We start from the raw sequence: 18,980 nt of genomic DNA, 5'->3' as shown, positions 1-18,980 counted from the left end.
AGGCAGAGCGGCAGGAAGAGCTCTGGTCCAGGCGTTGTACCGCAATCCGCGCAGCGCCCTGCATGCCGTGGGCCGGATGGTGTTGAAAGCTCAGGCGGTCAGGACGACGTCGTCCTGGGTGAGTGTCTGGCGGACGGCCTGCGTGAGCCGGTCGGCGGCGATGGAGGCGTAGTGCTCGGTCTTCTCCACTCCGATGAAGTCGCGGCCCTCCAGCAGCGCGGCCACACCCGTGGAGCCGGATCCGGCACAGAAGTCGAGCACCGTGCCTCCCGGCGGGGCGATCTTCACCAGCTCGCGCATCACCTCGACCGGCTTCTGCGTGATGTGCTGGCGCTTCGCGCCCGAGGGCTGCGAGGCGCTGTAGAGACCGGGCAGGTAGACCGGATTGCGGGCGGCGTCGATGGGCCCGTTGGACGCCCAGACGATGAACTCGCAGTTCTGGGTGAACCGTCCCTTCTGTGGCCTGGCCTGTGGCTTGTGCCAGGCCAGCACCCCGCGCCACAGCCAGCCTGCCGCCTGGATCGCGTCCGTCGTGATGGGCAGCTGACGCCAGTCGGTGAACAGCATCGCCGTCCCGCCGGTCTTCGTCAGCCGCTGGGCCTCGGTCATGATCTGCGTCAGGAAATATCCGTAGGACCTCTGGTCCATGTTCTCGCCGGTGAAGTCGGCCAGGCCGTGGCCGGCGTCGGCGGATGTGTATTTCTGCTTTGCGCTGCGCGACGTGCGCTCCTTCGCCGTCCGCCCACCGGAGTTGTACGGCGGGTCGGTGATGACCGAATCGACGCAGTCGTCCGGCAGGGCGGCGAGGACGCTCAGTGCGTCGCCCCGGTGCAAGGAAAAAGGCAAAAAGGTACCCCGATTCGGGTGGGAGAGCGCGGAAGGAAACCCCCGATGCCCGGCAGGATCCCTACAGGCGGGAATGGAGCATGCCGAAGCCCAGGGCCACAGCCCGGTAAGAGGCGAGGGGAGTCCCAAAACTGTAGGCCCATAGCGCCTGTCGGCCAATAAGGGCACTGGCAAGGGGCCCGATTCCGGCCCCCTTTGGCGGCCTTTTGGCCGACCGGCGATCCGGTCGTACTGTTTTGGAACCGCTCGGCGCACACCTCCGCCAGCTCATCCCCCACCACACATCGCGGAGGTTCCCTTTCCGCCCCGGCACATCTAGCTCACGACTCGGCCCGTAGAGCGAGTGGCAACTCGCCCACGCCTGTACTCCCCCATCGCCCATCACCGGCCGTCGCTTCCCCTTCCGCCCTGCCCCACGTAGGCCGCACGACAGATACCACCCCTCGAAGGAAACGTCCATGACGCCTCGTTACCCGCCCATGCACCACAACGCCGGCCCGCGAGGGGGCCACACCGGTTGAAGGCACTCGCCGTCGGCATCGGCGTCGTCTTCCTCTCCCCATTCCTCCTCGGCGGCGTGGCCATGTTGATGGCTTCCTCCAGCAAAGCCGCCTACACCAGCAACCTCCACTGCCTGACCGGCATGGACACCGATGTCGCCGATCAGGTCACCAACATCCTCAACGGTGCCTCCGGCAAGGACGTCCACATCGAGGGCCTGACACTGCCCGAGGAGCAGATCCCCAACGCCCGCACCATCGTGGCCGCCGGGATCAGCCTTCATGTCCCGAAGAAGGGCCAGACCATCGCGCTCGCCACTGCCATGCAGGAATCGCGGCTTCGCAACCTCGGCTCCGGCGACCGTGACTCGCTGGGCCTGTTCCAACAGCGCCCGAGCCAGGGTTGGGGCACCGCCGAGCAGATCAGCGACCCCGTCTACGCCTCCACCCAGTTCTACAAGCACCTGCTCGCGGTGGACGGATGGCAGCAACTGACCGTCGCCCAGGCCGCGCAGAAGGTCCAGCGTTCCGCCTACCCCGACGCCTACGGCCGATGGGAGGATTTGGCGACCGCCCTGCAGACGGCAATCGCTGCCACGCTTCCCGACACCGGCCAGGATGCCTCTGGCACGGACCCCGGCACCATCTCCAGCGCCATCTCCTGTACGGCGGCCGAGGATGGCTCCGACTACGGCGTCATCCCCGAAGGCTCGGTGCCCAAGGGCTACTCGATTCCGAAAGACGCCGATCCGAAGGCGCACCGAGCGATCGCGTGGGCGATGGCGCAGCTCGGCACGATGTACCAGTGGGGCGGTACCTGCAAGGCTCCGCATGGCCCGGATCCGATGGGCCGCTGCGACTGCAGTTCGCTGACCCAGCAGGCGTACGCGCACGTCGGGATCCGGCTCCCCCGCACCACGTACACGCAGGTCGACGAGGGCAACGCCGTCTCTCCGAAGCGTCTTGAGCCCGGTGATCTGATCTTCTCCCGAGGCAGCGCTGCCCGTCCCGAGCATGTCGGCATGTACATCGGCTCGGGACTCGCGATCGAGGCACCTCGAACCGGAAAGCCCGTTCGAATCACGCCGCTGGCGGACTGGGACATCCTCGCCGCCCGCCGTGTCCTCTGACGGGTTGCGTCCGGCGCGGCGGAGCATCCTGCCGTCCCGCTCCGCTGCGGCTCCCCTCACGCTTCTCTTCCCCCGCTTACCGCCGGGCTGCTCGCCCTGCGCCTGCAAGGAGTCCTCGCCGCGCCCATGTCTTTTGCAGACCGACTCGTCTACCTCGCCTACGACCCGGGCATCACACCCTCGGACGGCGGCCTGCCCGGCCTTACCGTCCTGAAGAACGTCGTCAACAGCATCAACCTCTTCGCGATCGTCGCCGTGGTCGGCGCGCTGGCTGTCTCGCTCGGTGTGTGGGCCTGGGGCCACCACACGGGCGGCCACCAGGCCGAGGCGAACGGCAAGAAGGGTGCCGTCGTGTCGGCGGGCGCCGCTCTCGGCCTCGGCGCCGCCAACGGCGTCGTCGCCTTCTTCTCCGCTCTGGGGTCGCAGGTCCACTGATGCCGAATCGAACCTCTTCCCTGGCCGACTACGGCCTGGGCTGGTCAGCCCGACAGCGCATCACGGCCGGTGCGATCGGCCTCGCCGTTCTGCTCGCCCTTGCCGCCGCGGTCGCTCTGTTCACCGGCCGCGCCGACAAGCCCAGCGCCCCGTCCGAAGCGAGCGCTGCCTCCGCGTCCGCCAGTACAACGGCGCCTGCCGGTCCGACGGCGTCTGTCGGAGCCGGTTCGATGGCGAAGCCGCCACCGGTGGCGGACCCGGTCACCTTCGCCCAGGCCGCCGCAACGATGCTGTGGTCGTACGACACCCGAACCCTCAGCCGTGATCAGCAGCTCGCCGGGATGAAGGCGTGGCTGACGCCGGAGACGAAGTACGCCGACTGGTCCTCCCTCACCGCCCAGGTGCCCGATCCGGTGCTGTGGTCGCGGATGGCCGATCAGGACCAGTACGCCACCGCTGCCGTGTCCGAGGCCCACTACCCCTCCGCGTTCAGGCAGGCCTTGGCGGACGATCCGTCGGCGATCACCGAGGCGTACATCTACGCCGTCACCGTCACCGGCAAGCAGCAGATCGCCTGGAAAGAGGGGGGCTCCGGCTCGGAGGACCGATCGATCACCCTCGCCGTGCAGTGCCGCCCCGACGCGAACTGTTCCTTGGCCTCCATCGCCCCCGTTGTCGTGCCATGACACGCTCTGCTCGCCATAGACAAGGAGGGATGACCTCCCCTTGGGTTTCTGTGATCTCCCCGTCGCGGACAAGCTCTGTGCCATCGGCACCGCGGCCAACTTCGCCACCAACCCGGGCGAGGCCATCGGCAACTGGCTGGCCAAGAGCGCCGGTGAACTCGCCGCGGCCGCAGCCGACCTGGCCGCCGAGGCGGTCAACACCACCACCAGGGTCGACTTGAATGCCGGATGGTTCCGTGCCAACTACGAGATGATCCTGCCAATCGGCCTGATCGTCCTCGTCGCCACGTTCTGCGCCCAGCTCGCGCGGGCCGCGATCCGCCGCGACGGTCAGGCCCTCACCCAGGCATTCACCGGCACCGCCACCGGCGTGCTGTTCGCCTCTACCGCGATCGCCTTCACAACCGTTGCCGTCGAAGTGGTCGATGCCGTATCCGACGGACTGTTCCAGGCCGCTGGCCTGGACATCGCGGCAGCGGTACGACGCGTCGTCAAGGTAGGCCAGATCGGCCTCCTGCCCGGCCTGGGCTGGCTTGTCGCGGTCTTCGCCGGCATCGGCGCCGCGATCGGTGCCCTCCTCTACTGGTGCGTGATGTTGGTCCGCAAGGTCGGCATCCTCGTCATGGTCACCCTCGCCATCTTCGCCGGGGCCGGCGGCGGCTGGGAGACCGCCCGCCGCTGGCGCAAGGGTTGGATCGAAGCCACCGCCACCCTCGTCGTCTCCAAACTGCTCATGACCGTCATCTTCGTCCTGGGCATCGCGGCAATAGGAAAGACCGAGGCCAGGGACGGTATTGCCGCCCTCGCCGACGTCATGGCGGGCATCGTCGTCCTGTCGCTCGTCCTGCTGTGCCCGTACGCGACGTTCAAGTTCGTGCACTGGGCCGCTTCCGAAGGCTCGGACGCCGAAACGCTGCATCGTTCCGGCGGAGCCGGCGCCCGGATCGCCAGGCAGCATGCCGAGCGCGGGGTCAGGAAGGCAGCCGCGATGGCTGCCATCGGCGGTGCCGCAGCAGGAGCCGGCGCCGCGCCGCAGGGCCCAGACATGCTTCCTGGCGGCAGCGGATTCCCCGGTGACATCGCATCCAGCTCAGCCGGCGCAGGCGAGGGCCAGGACAGTTCCCAGTGCGGCAGGTCCGGTGCGGCTGCGGGAGGCGGTGCAGGAGAGTCCGGTCCGGAAAAGGACGTACAGCCCCCGTCGGCCAGTGTCCCCGACGACCCCGGCGGCCAGACAGGCGGCAACCCGGATGCGGGCGGCCCCGGGGCAGGTGTCGCGTCCCGCCAGCCCAGCGGACGGCGGTCAGTCCCGCCGACCACAACCCCGCCACCACAGGGCGCCCCGCCAGCCCCCGGCCCGCAGACCGCCGGGAGCAGCGGCACGTCATCCTCTCCGCCTCCGACCGGCTTCTGACCATCTGACCGAATCCCCCGGGGGCGGGACGCGCTCCGCTCATCCCCTCCCGCCCCCGGGACTTCGCCCGCGAGCCTTGGACCAGCCCCGTTTGTCTGATCTCTACGTCGTCCCGATCACGGTCAAATTCCCGCACCGCTCCCGTCGAGGTGTCCTCCTCGGCCTCTCCCTCCCGCAACTCGTCCTCGTCTCCTGCACACTGGCGCTGCTGCTGGTGACACTCACCTCCACCGGACTGCTCGGCGCCATCGCGCTCACTCCGCTGTGGGCGGTGATCGCCGCGCTCGTCGTGATCCGCCGTCACGGCCGCTCCCTGATCGACTGGGCACCGATCGTCGCCCGCTACACGCACCGCCGCCTCAGCGGGCAGATCCTCTACCTTGCCCGTCCCGTCACCCGACCCCGGCAGGACGGCGTCCTCCATCTGCCCGGCACCGCCGCTTCCCTCAAGGTGGTTACCCCTGGCGACTCCGCGAACGGCGCTGCAGCCGTGCACGACCCGCATCAGCGAACCCTGACCGCCATCGCCCGCGTCAGCAGCCGTGCCTTCGCCCTCCTCGACCCTGCGGCCCAGAACCACAACGTGGGCAGTTGGGGACGCGCGCTGGCCAGCGTCGCCCGCACCGGGCACATCGTCACCGTGCAGGTGCTTGAGCGCACCGTTCCCGACAGCGGCGACACCCTCACCCGGCACTGGACGCAGAACGGCCGGCCCCAGACACCCGTCGCCGGACAGATCTACTCCGAACTGGTCACCTCCGCCGGCCCCGCCGCCGCCCCACACGAGACCTATCTCGCCATCTCCCTCGACCTCAAGGCCGCCAAGCGATTGACCTCGCAGGCCGGGGGCGGTCTCCCGGGCGCGTTCACCGTCATGGCGCAGACCACCGCCTCCGTCGCCCAGGCCGCCCGCAACGCCGGACTCGTGATCACTGGGTGGCTGAGCGCCCGGGAGATCGCCGCGGTCATCCGCACCGCATACGACCCCGGGGCGCTCGCGGCGATCCAGCAGTGGTCCGCAACTGGCCGCGCCGAGGCCGACCCCGCAGCAGCCGGGCCCGTGGTCCAGGTCGAGGAGTACGACCGGCTCGCGACCGACACCGCCCGCCACGCCACGTACTGGGTGGAGAACTGGCCGCGCACCGAGATGAGGGCCGGGTTCCTCCACTCGATCATGTTCACCGCCGGCGTCCGCCGCAGCCTGTCCCTCATCTACGTGCCACAGGGGTTGGAGTCAGCTCTGCGGGACGTCCAGCGCAAGAAGGCCCAGATCATCGCCGACGCCAACGAACGCGCCCGCCGCGGCCAGGTCGACAGCGAGGAAGACTCCGTCGAGTACGCCGACGTCAAGCAACGCGAACGCCAGCTGATCGCCGGGCACGCCGACGTCGCCCTGACCGGCCTGGTCACCGTCACCGCCAACACCGACACGCTCCTCGACGCGGCCTGCGCGCAGATCGAGACGGCCGCGGTCACCGCCGGCATCGACCTGCGCCGCCTCCTCTACCAGCAGTCCGATGCCTTCACTCTCGCCGCGCTTCCCCTCGCCCGCACCGCTCTGTGAGCCACCCCCTCAGCGACCGCCCCCTGCCCCCACACGGCGACAGGAAGGAACCCATCCAGTTGACCTCTCGTACGCATCCGGACGACGCGCACCCCTACCTCCGGGCCGCGAGCGCCGGAGTCCGCCATCACACACGTGCCCTGGTCCGCTCAGCACCCGCCACCCCCGTACCGGTGGACCGCGTACACCTCGACGTACTGCATGCCCACCTCACCGCCCTGCACCAGCTCCTCGACCAGCTCGCCGGAACGACCCGCCCTGCGCACCCCGCCGCGGGCCAGCACCTCTCCACCGCGCACACCCGACTGTGGCAGGCCGGCACCGAGGTGCACTCCGCCTTCCACCTCCTTCCCGCCCTCCCCGCCACCCCGGCAGACAGCACCGAATGCCCCCCGGAGCGGCTCCCGGAGGGGCCACCGGTGCTGACCATCTGCCAACGCCACCTGGCCGCAGGACACATGGTGCGCCGCAGGACGACCCCCACCGACCTCAACCGCCCGCACACCACCGCATGCGTGCGGTGAGCACCACTCGCCGGATCGAGGGCCGCTGGTGAGTCACCGGCCCGCCCGCCGCACCTCCGCCAGCCACCTGTTCATCCCGCACGACACAGACCAGACCAGCCGCAGGGCAGCCCGCCGTCGGCTCGTCGAAGCAACCACCAAGGCCCGCGCCGAAGCGACCAGCCACCCCGCACGCGCCGTCCCCGCCGAGCACGCAGCACCCGCCGCCCTCTACCCGCCGAGCGGACGCCCCGGACCCGCCTCCGCCCGTGGGAACCGACTGCGCCTGCCGGTCCATCGCATGACCACCGCCATCGCCGCCTGCGCGTACCCGTTCCTCGCCGAAGGCGGACTCGGCGCCGAGGGCATCTACATCGGCCGCGACGTCCACGCCGAAGCATCCTTCGTCTTCGACCCCTTCGCGCTGTACGGCAAGGTCGAGGGCTTCACCAACCCCAACCTCCTGCTCGCCGGCGTGATCGGCCAGGGCAAGAGCGCACTCGCCAAGAGCTTCGCCCTCCGCTCGATCGCCTTCGGCTACCGCGTCTATGTCCCGTGCGACCCCAAGGGCGAGTGGACGCCGGTCGCCAACGCCCTGGGCGGCACCTCCGTCGCCCTGGGCCCCGGACTGCCGGGCAGGCTGAACCCACTGGACGCGGCCCCTCGGCCCGCCTCCGTCACCGAGGCCGACTGGGTCGGGGAGACCCGCAAGCGCCGCCTTCTCCTTCTCGGATCGCTGGCCCGGACCGTCCTCGGCCGGGACCTGCAGCCGATGGAGCACACCGCCCTCGACATCGCCCTCGACAGCGTCGTCACCCACGCCGTCGAAACCGGCAAGACCCCGCTCCTCGGCGATGTCGCCACCACGCTCAACAACCCCACCGCGCTCGACGAAGCCGCCGGGATGATGTCTGGGCGCCTCGGGGAAGCAGCCCGCGACCTCGCGCACGCCATGCGCCGTCTGGTCCACGGAGATCTCGCGGGCATGTTCGACGCCCCCTCCACCGTGGCCTTCGACCCCAACTCACCGATGCTCACCATCGACCTGTCCCGGCTCGGTGGCTCCGGCGACGACACCGCCCTCGTCCTCGCCATGGCCTGCGCCTCCGCGTGGATGGAGTCAGCCCTCACCGACCCGAAGAGTGGCCGGCGCTGGATCGTCTACGACGAGGCATGGCGCCTGATGCGCCATCCCGGACTGCTGCAGCGCATGCAAGCACAGTGGAAGCTCTCCCGTGGCTTGGGCATCGCGAACCTCATGGTCATCCACCGGCTGTCCGACCTGCTCACCGCGGGCGACGTCGGATCGCAGGGCCGTGCCCTCGCCGAGGGCCTACTGGCGGACTGCTCCACTCGCATCGTCTACCGCCAAGAGACCGACCAACTCCACGCCGCAGCCTCCCTGCTGGGACTGACCACGGTCGAGACCGACGCTATCGCCCACCTCAACCGAGGAAGGGGCCTGTGGAAGGTTGCCGGCCGGTCATTCGTCGTCCAGCACCTCCTCCACCCGCACGAACTGGCTCTGTTCGACACCGATGCGCGCATGCACTGACACGACGTCGCCGACCAACTCGGCCATGCTCGCCCCGCCCTGGCTTCATCCCGTACCCGCTGACCATCCATTTCGGAGCACGTCATCCTCCTGCACTTGCGCACTCGCCGCACCGGCTGGCTCCTCACCGCCGTCGTGTCCGTCGCGCTGACCACCACGGCCTGCGGCTCCTCCAGCACCACCACCGGCACCTCGGCCCGAGCCACCCACAGCGTCTCCCCCACGCCGACCGCAGCCCCTGCGCTGACGAAGCAGGAGGCTCTCGCCCAGATAGCCCACTACTCCGAGATCAATAACAGGGCGAACGCGCGCTACGACCGCCGACTGCTCGACACCGTCGAGGACGGCTCGCTGTATGCCATGTCGGTCGCGGACTACAAGCAAGACGAGAGCCTGCACAAGGCCGACCGCAGAAAGTACAAGCCTTGGTCATACGACCTGGATGCCACCAACGTATACATCCCCCGCTTCGCCTCCGGCCGACATCGATGGTTCGCCGCTGTCACCTACAGCGGCAAGAACGACCGGTACGCCCGCGTGCTGATCATGGCCGAGCAGGCCAAGAGCCGACAGTGGGAGATGGTTGCGGCTGTCGACCTCGACGACAAGAAGCAGCTCCCGAAGATCGCTCTCGACTCCGACGGCTATGCCACCGCCCTCGAGGCCGCTTCTGCCGAGAACGTCGCCGTCCCGGTCAATGTGCTGCGCGCGGCCGTCGGCGACAACTTCTCCACCGGCGGCGATGTCACCGGACGGAAGGTCTTCACCCCCTCCGCGGCGTCCGACAGGCAGGTCAAGGCGCACGACAGCACGATCCACAAGTTCGGCGACCACGGCACCACCGTGTTCTCCGCCGCGACTTCACCGTTCACGGACAGCTACGCCCTCAAGACCGCCGACGGCAGCGCTCTGGTCGTCTTCGCACACACGCACATCCAGCACGACGCGGTCTCGTATCCCGGGTTGAAGATCGTGCCGGAGAAGAAAGAGCGTGCCTGGCTCGGCACCACAAACAGCCCGTCCTTCACGTACACGTTCACCTGCTCCGACATCGCCACCGCCCCCACCACGCCGGGCAAGGCAACGCTGCTCGGCTACACCTGCCGCCGCACCGACGCCCACAGCGTGACCACCTCCTCGTGACTGGTATCGCCCAGACGATGCACGAGATGAGTACCCCCTGCACATAATCGAGTTCACCCACGCCCTCGCCGACCGCCTGCCCGGCTGGCGGCCCTCCCCGGTCACGGTGGCCATCACCGACGACCCCGCCAGCAACCGGATCTGGGACAGCGGCCCCCTGCCGTATGCCGCCTTCGAAACGGGCGACGTCCAGCGCAGCGTGATCACGCACCACTGGGGCCTGCAGCTGTATGTCATGCACCGCCCCCACCGTATGGACGAGTACCTGGTGCTGCCGATGCTGCCTGCCAACACCAGCCACCAGCACGTCCAGGGCCTCAGAGCCCCACGCGGCATCGCGGTGCCCGCCGACCCCGCCCGTGCCGCGCCCCTGCTGCACCATCGGCTACTGGCCGGCTACCGCTTCGCTTCCCTCATCCCGATCCGGCGCAGCAGTCCCGGTCACCTCCAGGTCCACGTCGCCTTCGACACGCAGCAGCGTCCGCAGATCCGCACCGGCTACATCGGCGCCTTCAGCGAGCTGCTCGCGCACGGCGGCTTCCTGCTCGACCCCGCCACCGGCGAATGCCACCTGCCGGACACCCTCGCCGCGAAGCAGGCGAGGCGCCAATTGATCAGGAGCCTGCAACGCCTACAGCATCGCGGCTTCCACGTCATCGTGCACTCAGCCGGTGGCACTCGCTCCCAATCCGTGTTCCCTCCACGGGCCAATCCGCGCAGAGGACCGCGCCGATGCCCCAGAAGCACGATGCCTTGAACCCCGCCGCTGACCTGCAAAGGGATCCGACTCTGTCCGACCACTTCCGCGTCCGTGCCCTTTCGGAACACGGCCTTGTGGCCATCAGCGCCTTGCCCACCCTTTTGTCAACCGCAGTGCCACGTACTGCCGGCACCGCGTCCGTGGACGCCAGGCGGGATTGTGGCCGGTGAAGACATCTGGTGAACCGATCCGCATCACCCGTGGTGAGGGTGGTGAGGTCGAAGCCGCAGGACCCTACGACGCCTTCGTCGCAGAGATCCTGCGCCGAGCAGGCTTCCTGTTCGAGCCGTCTCTTCACGGCCATTGGATCCGCCTGCCGTTCGACCTCGGCCGCGCCTGGGAGAACGAGCACGCGAGCTGGGCCGCCAAAATGCTGACCGCCGCCCGCTACCCGGTGCACCTCGACCCCGATCTGTACATCTCGCGCCCCGGCCAGTCCACACCGAACTGCCGACCGGCCATGACCGCACAGGCACCGCCGACAGGACGCCGGACGCACCACTGAGCTGACCTCAGACGCCCAACACATAAGCGCCCCTGGGCACAACGTGACGCCCGCACGTCACAGCTGAAGCGCTATCCCAACTCCGCCTTGAACAAATTCACTTGAGGAGATTCCTCCATGGCAGTCCGTACGAAGTGGACCGTCGAGCATCTGTGCGGCCATGAGATCGTCCACGATCTGTCCGACCGCCCCGCCGACAGGCGGGCGGGTTTCGCCCGCTGGCTGGCCAACCGGGACTGCAGCGACTGCTGGAAGGCCTCCCGCGACGCTGACACCGTGTCCAGGGAGCAGTGGCTCGCGGCCAGGCGAGCCGAGGAGCAGGAGGCTGCCGCCGAGTGGGCGGAGAAGTTCGACATGCCACCGCTGGAAGGGGCGGAGAGGACGTTGGACTGGGGGGAGCGCTCCCGTCACCAGCTGATGGCCTCGGCTCACACCGCCCTCGTCGTCGAAGGCAGCTGGGAGGAAGCGGACTGGACGGAGCTGGAGGAAAAGGCCCGCACGATCACCCGGGCCGGATGGTGGATCGACCAGCGGGAGGCAGATGGCCCTGACCTGGTCGAACTTCTCGATGCCGCCGGCGAGTCCGACCGCGGGACGGAGAACCCGTTCCGCTGACGCGGCCGGAACATAACCAGCGAACGCCGGTTGGCCAAACCGGCGATGCTGCGGACCATTGATCCCCCGCTGTCGCCCGCTCCGCGTGGAAGGAGAACCCGCATGGCCGACCCCTCCAGGCCCCCGACCGCACCGGCCGTCGTCACACCGACGCCCGACCCGCTCACGCCCGAACGGGACATCACCCACCAGCACTTCCGGCCCGGTGAGCAGGTCGTCGTCCTCAAAGGTGTCGCCGGGAGCGGTCTGTGGGGCGACTCGATGCGCGTCGTCACCCCGTCCTGGCACACCCCTACCGACGAAAAGGGCTGGCGGCTGCGTAACCCGAACGGCGGCCGGCAGACCTACGTCACGGCCCACCCCCGCTACCTGGCCCACCTCTCCCGTCCGTGCCCGGACTGCATGATCTACGTACGGGCGCTGGGCGACTACCTCCTGCCGAAGTACCCGGCCGGTGACATCGTGGTCGACTGCGGCTGGTACACCACCACAGCTCTCGGTCAGCTCGTGCACGTCGACGACGCCCGGGGCGGCCGCTGATTCTTTCCTTGCGCCGTCCCGGACCTCTTCGGCCGTTGGCGACCGGTTCCTGACCCTTCGTACCTCCACCCGGTGCTGCGCCAGTGCGTACGGACGCCATTTCGAGGCCACTTCGGATGTCGCTGCGGCTTCGTGCCCATCGACCGCGTGCACGAGACCTACCGCCGCGTTCCCACCGGTCTTGACGAGACCATCGAAATTCCCCTCGCCGCCGATGCCATGGCTTCGCTGCAGACTGTTGGCCATCACGCCGACTGCGCCGAAGCGTTCGACAGCGACCGGCACCTGTACCGCCACCTGCCCCTCGGTGCTCTGGCCAACACCTGTGCCGCTTTGCCGGCGAGCCTCGCCACACACGTAGCTCGCTCGACGAACGGCACGCCCCGCGCCCGGCCGCAACACCTGCACCGAAGAAGTCCCGGTCACAGAGCTCGAAGCCTCAGCCTGTGCGCCTGCCCTCCACCGCCGCGCACCGCGCAACTTCCTGGCATTCACCAGTCGGCTCCGTTGCCCCTCTCCTACCTTGCAAGGAAAAATGCACGAACACGACTACGCTCCCGGCCCCCTCGCGTCATTCGCCGACGTACTCGCCGGGGAACTGCCCGGGTCCTGGAGCAGCACCTACCACCCTGCCGAGCACAAGGACGACCTCGCCGAACTCGACGACCGCGTCTGGGACATGGACCTCGTCGCCGAGTCCCTTGCCGAACACCCGCTGGAACACGGAGCCGTCCTGACCCGCGACGACGGCGCCCAGCTCGTCCTGCTCGACCGCCACGACGAGCGGGACGGCTTCCTCATCGCTGCTGTAGCCCCGCGTGATGTCCCCGGGGAGGCGTTCCGGGGGACACGGGAGCCGGACGGCGTCGCCTTGAGCGACGATCCGTTCCTGAGCGCCGAATTGGTCGCCGGTGACCTGCTGACCCGCTACGACGCCGCGCTCGCCCAGGTACGTCAGAACGCCACGGACCTGTCCCGTGAGCCTCCCGTCACACGGCCGTCCCATCCGGGGCGGGTCATTCTGACCTGGCAGGTCGACGGCAGTCTCGCCGGCGCTCCCGCGGGTGAAACGGCCGCAGCTGTCCTGATCGCCAACGGATTCGTCCACGACCGGCAGACCGGTACGTATCGGCTGAGCGGCGATGACACCGCCGCTCAGGCCCGAGCCGTCCGCAAGACCGGCGCACAGCTTGCCGCCAAGGGCATCGCCACCGCGCTTCAGCGGCCCTCGGGCCGGATCGCTCCGACGGCCGCCGCGCCAGCGGCATCGCCGCGCCAGACCCGCGCCTCTACCGCGCGGAGCCGATGAAGCAGGCGTCCGGCGCTCCCAGGCCCAGATCCACACCCCCGCCCTGAAAGCCTCAGCCCACGCTGGCGGTTGGCCTTCGCAGGGCGTGACCCCGAACGGTGGCCCCGGTACTCGCCGGGGCCGCCCTCAGACCGCACCGTCCGCCGGAGAAGACCGTAAATCCCCGCACACCATCGCCCATGTCCCGCCGTCTCCCACCGCGGCTGGCAACTGCCCTGTTCCGTCACTACCTGCGCGCCTGCATTACTACCGACCCTGTCCGAAGTGCGTCACTGGTCGGCGTACACCCCGAGAGCGCACTCGACGAGGCCCGACGGATCGACCACTGCCCTCACCGCTGACCTCGGCCCCGCTCAGGAGCACTATGTCCCGCACCGACCAGAAGACGTACGCCGATTCCCTCGCCGACAGCATCGGACGCCAGCTCAGGGACCTCACCGAGTACCTCGCCCAGCCCGGCCTCCCGCCAGAGGCAGCCACCCAGGCTCTCGCACGTGTGCTCGACCCCGACGAGGGGATCCTCGGCCGTTTCACTGTTCTCGTGGCCACCGGCAGCGTCTTCGCCCAGGCCCAGGCCGAACGCGGCACCCTGTCGGCAGAGGTGTGGCTCGCCCTCGGCCGTGCCGCGAACAGACTCCATGACATCGGCCTGGACCTCGACGGGGCCGAGGCCCTCACCGAATTCGGCACACGGTGCGCCACCACCGCGAAGCCCCCGACTGCTGCCCCTCTTGTCGTACGGCGGCGCCGGTGAAGAGGAAGCACTGGCAGGGCTGGGGAGCGGACGAGCAGGCGGAACAGCACTACCTCATCGAGCCCCGTTCCCTCGCCGGCGGCGGCGACCTGAGGCACGTCTCGGAGTTTCTGCGTGCCTGCGGATGGCAGGACAAGTCCAGGCGCAACGGCCCACTCGTGCTCGACAGCCCAGACCGCACTGTCCGGGTCGGCTTCAACCCCTATGTTCAGCCAGGCGGCTGGACGATCCACAGCAAGGCCACCGCTCGCCAGAGCGAATGGACGGTGACCCTGGGCCGGTACACACCGGTAGAGATCATCGCCGGACTCACCGACGCTCTCGCCCGTCCTCCCTCCGCGCACGCTCCCAACGTCTGGGCTCCGCTGCAGGAACAGCGCTGGGAGACCACCCACGACACGGAGCGCTTCACCGCACAGAGCCCTGACGGGACGGCATGGATGCAGTTCCGCAAGGACCAGGATGGTCACGCCATGTGGTGGTCCGGAGCACGTGACCAGCAGGGCACCGGCTGGACCGCGGCATTCACCGCCTCCACCCCCATGCACCTCGTCCAAGCTTTCGCCGCGGCGCTCGCCAACCCCGACCCCGTGATGCGGCCCCGCGGCCGAGTCCCGCACAGTTCGCGGATCCGCACCACCTCCGTCTCCGTTCTCCCCTCTCAGCTCAGCGCCTGGCAACAGGCCCGCATCTCCGCCGCCTGGGCCCGCAAACGGTCAGCCGGCCCGTCCCGCGCCACAACCCGCCCCCACCCTGGCGTCAAACAGGCCCGCGCTCGCCGCTGACCAGGTCGGACCGTTCCAAGGAGCCTCGTGCCCGTACCGACCTCTCACGACATCCACAACACCGCCGGGGCTCTGTCCCGGCTCACCGAGTACCTGCGCAACGAGGACCTCGACCCCTGCGAGGTGCTCGCTCTGGTCGAGCCGCTGCTGGACGAGTACACCGGCACCCCCGTCCAGCTCGGCGATACTCTGCGCGCCCTCGCCCGCGCCGTGGCCGACCACCCGGACACCCCGCGCTCCCCCAATCTGCGCATGCTCGTCGCGCAACTGCGCACCGCCGCGTGGGAGCAGACCGACCGGCACGTCCTCCACTATGTTCTCGACGACCTGCGCATCCTCCTCGTGAACACCTCGCCGAGCGCCCCGGAGTGCCGCCGATGCCGGTAGACGAACGGCAACTCGCCACATTCGCCGACAAGCATGCCTGGCAGATTCCGTTCGACACCAGTCCCCGCTACCTCGTCGGCCCCGGTGATGCGCGCCACGTCACCCACGGCCTCGCCGCCGTCGGATGGACCCTCGCATCCGACCCCCTGAGCGCAGAGATCGTTCTGCAAAGCCCCGACCGCCGTTACAGCCTGCAGTTCGACCCGCAGTCCGCCACCTTCGCCTGGTGGCGCCTGCGGAGCAAACCCACCGACGCGGAACCGGACTGGTATGCCGAGTTCGGCGAACTCGTCCCCGCCGAGATCCTGGCCGGCGTCACCGACGCCCTCGTCCGCCCGACGCGCACCGAGTCTCCGGATCCCTGGCAGACGCTGTCCTCGGCTGGCTGGCTGCTCGACGCGCAGAACAGTGCCCGCTCGCCGGACACCATGTGCCAGATCCAGCTGCGTTCCCTCGGGGAGCGGGACACACCGTCCTGGCACATCCAGACGTACGAGCACGACCAGGGCCGTCCCACGGGCCCCCGGATCTGGCACGCCTGGTTCGACCACCACACACCCACTCACCTGGTCAGCGCGTTCATCACCGCGCTCGCTGACACCGCACCGCTGCAGCGCAGCATGTCCGACCGCATCGCCCACTACAGCGCCGTACAGGAGCAGAGCACACTGACCCCGCAGCAGGTGGCCGACGCGCACACCAGCCGTCTCGGCGCTCTCCGCACCCAGGCACGCGCCGCTCGCCGCCGTCAACGGACGGTCGCCGACAAAGCTCTGGCGCCGCCGCCCACGACCTCAGCATCTCCCCTCCGACGCTGACCAGTCGGCCATAGCAGGCTCAAGTTCACGCTTCTCGCAAGGAACCCAACATTTCCACACCCGCCGACTCCCACCGCGCGCTGCTCGACAGCCTCGACCGCTTCCTGCGCGACAGCCAGAGGATCCTCCACTCCTGGAACGTGTACTCCGACCAGCACACCGACCTCGACGGCTGGCCCTACGACGATGACTCCTATGGCCGGCGCGCAAGCCTTCGCGACACCGCCACGGCCGAGGCGTTCGAGAAGGTCCGCGACAGTGCGCACTATCTCTTGGCCACCGCTCAGATCCAGCTCACGCGACTGCCTGCCCACACGGTGCAGAGCCGCTGGGTGTGGCAGCTCATCGTTTTGCACGGGGCACTCGATCGCCTTGATGCCTTGCATGAGCGGTGGTTGCAGACCTGCAACAGCCTCCCCGCTGACGCCCGCCCCGGCACCGAGGCGTTCGACCACGCCCTCGCCACCTATCACGCCGAAGCGTGGAATTCCCTCGACGACTGGGCTACCCACGGCCACGTCATCCGCGACATCAACGCTGCCGCCCGACACGCCCCCTCGCCCCTGGCCCCGGCGCCGACCGTGACTGCAGCTCCCTGGACCGGCCAGGTCGGCAAGGTACGGAACTGATGGTGTCCAAGGCTCCCGAGACCCTGGAGATCGGCTTCGTCGCCCCCCGCGTCACCTGGTCGGCGTGGGCGATCCCGCATGTGTCACCGTCCCCCTGCATCACGTTTGCGACTGGAGCCAAAGTCACGACCTCTTGATGCCACGCGTCGTCCTCGCCAGCCTCGGCCGCACCGGCCGATCTCCCCGCCCTCGACCGAGAGCGCACACTGTCTTTGCCTCCTCCCACTAACAACTCCTCCGACGGGTACGACATCGCCTTCCGCCTCCTTCTCGGAGTGCTCGCGGTCGTCATCCCCCTGTCCCAACTCACCTGGCTATCGGGCAATGTCACCGCCTGGCTGACCGGCCACGACTGGGCCCCCTACCAGCCGACCGCCGCTCTGCTGCATCCCGACCAGTTATGGCCACAGACCGGCGAAACGTCCCTGCTGATCGGCGCTCGGATCGTCCCGATCACAGCGCTGCTCGCACTCGGCGCCGCAGCTGGTGTCCTGTTCTCCCGCCACAAGAACCGCAGCGGCAGCCGGAAGAAGATCGCCGGGATGGCCAGGCCGAAGGACATCGAACCCTTGCTGGCCAAGGCGATCACCGCGAAGGCCCGCTCCCTGCGCCCAAGTCTGAAGACCGCCAAGCACATCGACGCGAAGGACACCGGCATCCTCCTCGGCAACCTGCAGGGGACCCGGCACGAGATCCGCATGGGGTACGAGGACGTCGCCGTCGCGATCATGGCACCACGCTCCGGCAAGACCACCAGCCTCGCAATCCCGTCCATCCTCGCTGCCCCGGGTCCGGTGCTGCTCACCTCGAACAAGGCCGCGGGCGATGCCTTCACCGCAACGATCGACGCGCGGGCGAAGGTCGGCCGGACATGGTCGATGGACCCGCAGCAGATCGCGCACGCCGCCCGCCGGATGTGGTGGAACCCGCTCGCCGACGCCAAGACCCTGGACGGCGCCGGCCGATTGGCCGGCCACTTCCTCGCCGCGTCCGTGGACGCGAGCCAACAGGGCGACTTCTGGTCCAAGGCGGGATCGAACATCCTGTCCCAACTTTTCCTTGCCGCCGCCCTCGACGAACGCCCGATCACCGACGTCATGCAGTGGCTCGCCTTCCCCGCCGACCGCACCCCGCTCGACATCCTCCGCGACCACGAATTCACCGCCGTCGCCGCACAGCTCAAGGGAACTGTGGAAGGGCCGCCAGAGACGAGGGACGGCATCTACGAGACGGCCCGCCAATACGCCGCCGCACTGCTGAACAGCGAGATCTCCGCGTGGGTCACTCCGCAAGAGGATGTCTCCGAGTTCCGTCCGTCGCGGTTCGTCGCCTCCACGGACACGCTCTACCTGCTGTCGAAGGACGGCGGCGGAGGCGCATCCGCGTTGATCGCAGCGTGCGCGGATTCCGTGATGCGGGCCGCGACCGCCCAAGCCGAACGCGCCGGTGGACGGCTCGACCCGCCGATGCTCGCGATCCTCGACGAAGCCGCCAACGTCTGCAAGATCAGTGATCTCCCGGACCTGTACTCGCACCTGGGATCACGCGGGATCATCCCGATCACCATCCTCCAGTCGTACCGCCAGGGCCAGAAGGTCTGGGGTGACGCAGGCATGGACGCCATGTGGTCTGCCTCGACAGTGAAGGTCATCGGCTCCGGCATCGACGACCCTGACTTCGCCGACAAGCTCTCCCGACTGATCGGCGACCACGACGTCGAGACCACCTCCACCTCCCACTCCGAGTCCGGCAAGTCCACCAGTGTGTCGATGCGGCAGGAGCGGATCCTGCCCGCCGACGCGATCCGCGCTCTGCCCAAGGGCACCGCGCTGTGCTTCGCCACCGGTCTGCGCGCCGCCATGCTCGACCTGCGCCCCTGGTACCTGGAGCCCGGCGCCGACGAGCTGTCCGCCGCCTCCGCCCGCGCCTCGAAGGCCATCACCACCCGCGCCGTCGCCAAGCACGCACCCCACCAGGACAGCTACGGCACCGCTGCCTGACCCGGCCACGGCACACGCCGGCTCGCACCCACCGTCCTCGATTCTCCAGAGCCACGCCCGCACGCCCTACCCATCCGCCGCCCCGCACTCATCAACGCCCGCATC

At 69.1% G+C, this 18,980-nt stretch carries 20 protein-coding genes; 19 read left to right on the top strand and 1 reads right to left on the bottom strand.

Annotated features, from left to right (window positions below; translation table 11 throughout):
- Positions 1–90 precede the first annotated feature (90 nt).
- Entirely contained in the window at positions 91–846 is a 756-nt protein-coding gene (locus ACWC24_RS14125; RefSeq protein WP_450663067.1) for a DNA-methyltransferase, read from the bottom strand.
- A gap of 517 nt (positions 847–1,363) precedes the next feature.
- Between ACWC24_RS14125 and ACWC24_RS14120 the strand changes: the two genes are divergently transcribed.
- The 19 genes from ACWC24_RS14120 to ACWC24_RS14030 all read left to right on the top strand — a co-directional run bounded on the left by ACWC24_RS14120 (position 1,364) and on the right by ACWC24_RS14030 (position 18,875).
- Entirely contained in the window at positions 1,364–2,476 is a 1,113-nt protein-coding gene (locus ACWC24_RS14120; protein WP_450663066.1) for a C40 family peptidase, read from the top strand.
- Between the two features lie 126 nt (positions 2,477–2,602).
- Positions 2,603–2,911: a DUF6112 family protein gene (locus ACWC24_RS14115; protein ID WP_450663065.1), complete on the top strand. Its 309-nt coding sequence runs from the start codon at positions 2,603–2,605 to the stop codon at positions 2,909–2,911.
- Positions 2,911–3,597 carry a hypothetical protein gene (locus tag ACWC24_RS14110; protein ID WP_450663064.1) on the top strand — a complete coding sequence of 229 codons (687 nt, stop codon included), beginning with the start codon at positions 2,911–2,913 and terminating at the stop codon, positions 3,595–3,597. The genes ACWC24_RS14115 and ACWC24_RS14110 overlap by 1 nt, the downstream gene beginning before the upstream one ends.
- Positions 3,598–3,637: 40 nt before the next feature.
- Positions 3,638–5,008, top strand: a complete 1,371-nt coding sequence (locus tag ACWC24_RS14105) for an SCO6881 family protein (RefSeq protein WP_450663063.1) — start codon at positions 3,638–3,640, stop codon at positions 5,006–5,008.
- A gap of 91 nt (positions 5,009–5,099) precedes the next feature.
- Complete coding sequence (locus ACWC24_RS14100) at positions 5,100–6,572, top strand: SCO6880 family protein (RefSeq protein WP_450663062.1); 1,473 nt, start codon at positions 5,100–5,102, stop codon at positions 6,570–6,572.
- Between the two features lie 59 nt (positions 6,573–6,631).
- Positions 6,632–7,096, top strand: a complete 465-nt coding sequence (locus tag ACWC24_RS14095; RefSeq protein ID WP_450663061.1) for a DUF6238 family protein — start codon at positions 6,632–6,634, stop codon at positions 7,094–7,096.
- A 28-nt stretch (positions 7,097–7,124) separates the two neighbouring features.
- A complete protein-coding gene (locus ACWC24_RS14090; protein ID WP_450663060.1) occupies positions 7,125–8,630 on the top strand; it encodes a VirB4 family type IV secretion system protein in 1,506 nt (501 codons plus the stop codon).
- 96 nt (positions 8,631–8,726) lie between these two features.
- Positions 8,727–9,773 carry a hypothetical protein gene (locus tag ACWC24_RS14085; protein WP_450663059.1) on the top strand — a complete coding sequence of 349 codons (1,047 nt, stop codon included), beginning with the start codon at positions 8,727–8,729 and terminating at the stop codon, positions 9,771–9,773.
- Between the two features lie 106 nt (positions 9,774–9,879).
- Entirely contained in the window at positions 9,880–10,530 is a 651-nt protein-coding gene (locus ACWC24_RS14080) for a hypothetical protein (protein ID WP_450663058.1), read from the top strand.
- 169 nt (positions 10,531–10,699) lie between these two features.
- Positions 10,700–11,038, top strand: a complete 339-nt coding sequence (locus ACWC24_RS14075; RefSeq protein ID WP_450663057.1) for a hypothetical protein — start codon at positions 10,700–10,702, stop codon at positions 11,036–11,038.
- A gap of 117 nt (positions 11,039–11,155) precedes the next feature.
- A complete protein-coding gene (locus ACWC24_RS14070; protein WP_450663056.1) occupies positions 11,156–11,653 on the top strand; it encodes a hypothetical protein in 498 nt (165 codons plus the stop codon).
- Between the two features lie 102 nt (positions 11,654–11,755).
- Positions 11,756–12,193: a hypothetical protein gene (locus ACWC24_RS14065; protein ID WP_450663055.1), complete on the top strand. Its 438-nt coding sequence runs from the start codon at positions 11,756–11,758 to the stop codon at positions 12,191–12,193.
- A 535-nt stretch (positions 12,194–12,728) separates the two neighbouring features.
- Positions 12,729–13,502: a hypothetical protein gene (locus ACWC24_RS14060; RefSeq protein WP_450663054.1), complete on the top strand. Its 774-nt coding sequence runs from the start codon at positions 12,729–12,731 to the stop codon at positions 13,500–13,502.
- Positions 13,503–13,866: 364 nt separating this feature from the next.
- Positions 13,867–14,256 (top strand): hypothetical protein, encoded by a 390-nt coding sequence (locus ACWC24_RS14055; RefSeq protein ID WP_450663053.1) that lies wholly within the window; start codon positions 13,867–13,869, stop codon positions 14,254–14,256.
- On the top strand, positions 14,253–15,041 hold the full coding sequence (locus ACWC24_RS14050; protein WP_450663052.1) for a DUF317 domain-containing protein: 789 nt from the start codon (positions 14,253–14,255) through the stop codon (positions 15,039–15,041). Before ACWC24_RS14055 ends, ACWC24_RS14050 begins: the two co-directional genes overlap by 4 nt.
- 27 nt (positions 15,042–15,068) lie before the next feature.
- The gene (locus ACWC24_RS14045; protein ID WP_450663051.1) at positions 15,069–15,428 is read left to right on the top strand and encodes a hypothetical protein; all 360 of its coding nucleotides are present in this window, start codon (positions 15,069–15,071) and stop codon (positions 15,426–15,428) included.
- Positions 15,419–16,246, top strand: a complete 828-nt coding sequence (locus ACWC24_RS14040; protein ID WP_450663050.1) for a DUF317 domain-containing protein — start codon at positions 15,419–15,421, stop codon at positions 16,244–16,246. The genes ACWC24_RS14045 and ACWC24_RS14040 overlap by 10 nt, the downstream gene beginning before the upstream one ends.
- A gap of 140 nt (positions 16,247–16,386) precedes the next feature.
- The gene (locus tag ACWC24_RS14035; RefSeq protein ID WP_450663049.1) at positions 16,387–16,875 is read left to right on the top strand and encodes a hypothetical protein; all 489 of its coding nucleotides are present in this window, start codon (positions 16,387–16,389) and stop codon (positions 16,873–16,875) included.
- Between the two features lie 212 nt (positions 16,876–17,087).
- Entirely contained in the window at positions 17,088–18,875 is a 1,788-nt protein-coding gene (locus ACWC24_RS14030) for a type IV secretory system conjugative DNA transfer family protein (protein ID WP_450663048.1), read from the top strand.
- Positions 18,876–18,980: the final 105 nt, after the last annotated feature.

The sequence above is a fragment of the Streptomyces sp. NPDC001443 genome, assembly GCF_053597355.1.
The sequence above is the reverse complement of the archived record's forward strand: the minus strand, read 5'-3'. Positions and strand labels throughout refer to the sequence as shown.